Annotated in this window: 1 protein-coding gene; it reads right to left on the bottom strand. The window is 51.1% G+C overall.

The genetic code is table 11. The features are described from left to right. Window positions 1–236: 236 nt before the first annotated feature. Complete coding sequence (locus tag QUB35_RS31150) at window positions 237–1,703, bottom strand: DEAD/DEAH box helicase (protein WP_333109100.1); 1,467 nt, start codon at window positions 1,701–1,703, stop codon at window positions 237–239. Window positions 1,704–2,495 lie beyond the last annotated feature (792 nt).

Below are 2,495 nucleotides of genomic sequence, written 5' to 3'. Positions count from 1 at the left end.
GTCCCGCCCGTCCAAAAAGGACGGGCGGGACGCCCATCCCACAAACTTGTGGAAGTTATTTAATTCTCATTCCTTATCCAATTCTCAGTCCGCTAGGAGTGGACGAAAGTTTGTTCGCGGTTTCAACCGGCGAGGGAGCTCGGATTTGGGATCGCACCCATAAAAAAAAGTAGAGGTGCGATCGATCGCATCTCTACAGTAATTCTAAATAAGGTGCACCGAGTGCACCCTACCAATTAGCGGTTCTGGGGAACAGGAGCACTCGGTGCTCCAGAAAAAGTCGCCTCACCAGTCTTAGCCCGCTTTTTGATCAAGATAGGCTTGACGCTGTTTTCTCCACCAATCGGGGGATCTTCTTGTTGAGCGTAATCAGCGCCCATCCAAGCAGGACGGCTTTGATCGAAAGCCATTTGCAAAGCAGCAGCGGCGATCGCGTGGGAGTCGTACTCCTCGGATAACTGAGACACCAGAGGCAAGAAAGATGCCATCCGTTCGCCAGCCAAAGCTTCGCGAACTTTACCCTGCATCTTTTCCAACTGACGAGCTTCAATTTGCGCCCGTGTCGGAATGTTTCGCACCGTCAAGCTCGATCGCACGTGGCGTTCAATCAAGCGCAGTTTGCGGCGATCGACCGGTTGAATCAGCGTAATCGCCGTTCCTTCGCGACCAGCCCGGCCCGTGCGTCCGATCCGGTGAACGTAGCTTTCCACACTGTCGGGCAAATCGTAGTTAATAACGTGAGTCAAGTGATCCACGTCCAAACCCCGTGCCGCAATATCAGTCGCCACTACCCAGCGCACCTGACATTGGCGGAACCGATGCAGCAAGCGTTCCCGCTGTGCCTGATTCAAATTACCGTGATACTCATCAACGCTGTGACCTGCTGCTTGCAGTTGGCTGGTGAGTTCTGCAGCCGACTGCCGAGTCCGCACAAATATCAGTGCAGATTCCGGGTCTTCCATTTCTAGGATTGGCTGTAGAGCTCTTGCCTTCGACCAGCCACGGGGAATCATGTACACGCCTTGGCTGATGCGCTTTGGCGTTGCTTTTGGCTGTTCTACGGTGACGTTGACTGGGTTACGCAAATGCCGCGCCACCAGTTTCCGAATGGAAGGTTCCATCGTCGCCGAGAAAAATGCCGTTTGACGTTCTTGTGGTGCTGCATCCAAGATTTTTTCCACATCTTGAATAAAGCCCATGCTCAGCATTTCGTCAGCTTCATCCAAAACCAGCCATTTTACCTTGTCTAGTTTCAGGCTGCCGCGGCTGAGCATATCCAATATGCGTCCGGGTGTACCGACAACGACGTGAACGCCGCGCTTCAAACGCTGCATTTGACGATCGATCGATTGACCGCCGTACACTGTCAGAACTTGCAGAGAGCGACCCACTTTTACCGGGCCGTCGCTGCTGATGCCGCTCAAATCGCGGATGGCTTCAGTTACTTGCATCGCCAATTCGCGAGTCGGCGTCAGCACCAGTGCTTGCACCGCAGTTACATCTAAATCAATCCGCTCCAAGATGGGCAACGAGAATGCTGCCGTTTTGCCTGTCCCTGTTTGGGCTTGACCCACAACGTCGCGACCTGCTAACAGGTGCGGAATTGCTTGTACTTGGATGGGAGTAGGTTCTGTAAAGCCTAGTGTTTCCAGATGGAGAACGAGTTCTTCCGAAAGACCTAAGCCTTCAAACAATAAATTCATTAATGCTCCTAATAACGAGTCTTAGCCTTCTAAGTTGCCCAACTCGGATGCGGATTTCTGCTCGGCGGCAGGAACTCATAAGAGTTCTTTATGGTGCTGCGCCTGCGCGCACCTTCTTAAATAGCAATCGAGTATAGGGCAGCTCCGTCGATGGTGACTAAATTTACCAATTCGACAGCCGTCTTTGATTTTGTGACATCACCGATACCAACCGCCAGCGGTCGGCTTATGGGCTTCCAACATTCTTAAAATAGGACATTGGACTTCCTTTGAGGTACTTGCAAGCTTTCCCTCTTAGGCATTTTATAGTGAGGATCATGCCAGCCCCACTTCACTACAACATAGTAGTAATAGGTTTGTTGGTTCAGGCGCTATCCCGCAATCCGTCGCCTGCGGGATTGAGCAGGGGATGCAGCGACCGTTACCGCCTATCCATCTCAACACTCTTTCGGGATACCGTTGTGGTGTAGGGCGGACGGCGAAGCAATCTCAAATTCTCCCCGCTTATTTCTGGCTTGTTACTATCATAACTCTTTACATTCAGAAACAAAACATTAAATTCGTTAAAATTTTCCGATCGTTCTGTAGAGATAACCGCACCCCGAGGGGGAGCGTCGATTGCCAGATAGGGGCTAAAAAAGTTTAGAACCCTTTGCTACCTATCTTTGCACAATATTGTACAAACCGTTACTTTTGCTGCACAATCCGCTAATCATTTTTGGCTGGTGTCTGGTTTTTGTTCGCCACACCGTCTCAGGCGACAGTTCCAGCAACACTTACACTTGACCCCGC

Origin of the sequence: Microcoleus sp. B13-B6 (assembly GCF_036705405.1) — a bacterium.
In the GTDB taxonomy this organism is placed as follows: domain Bacteria; phylum Cyanobacteriota; class Cyanobacteriia; order Cyanobacteriales; family Microcoleaceae; genus Microcoleus.
This window is presented reverse-complemented; position numbering and strand designations above follow the sequence as displayed.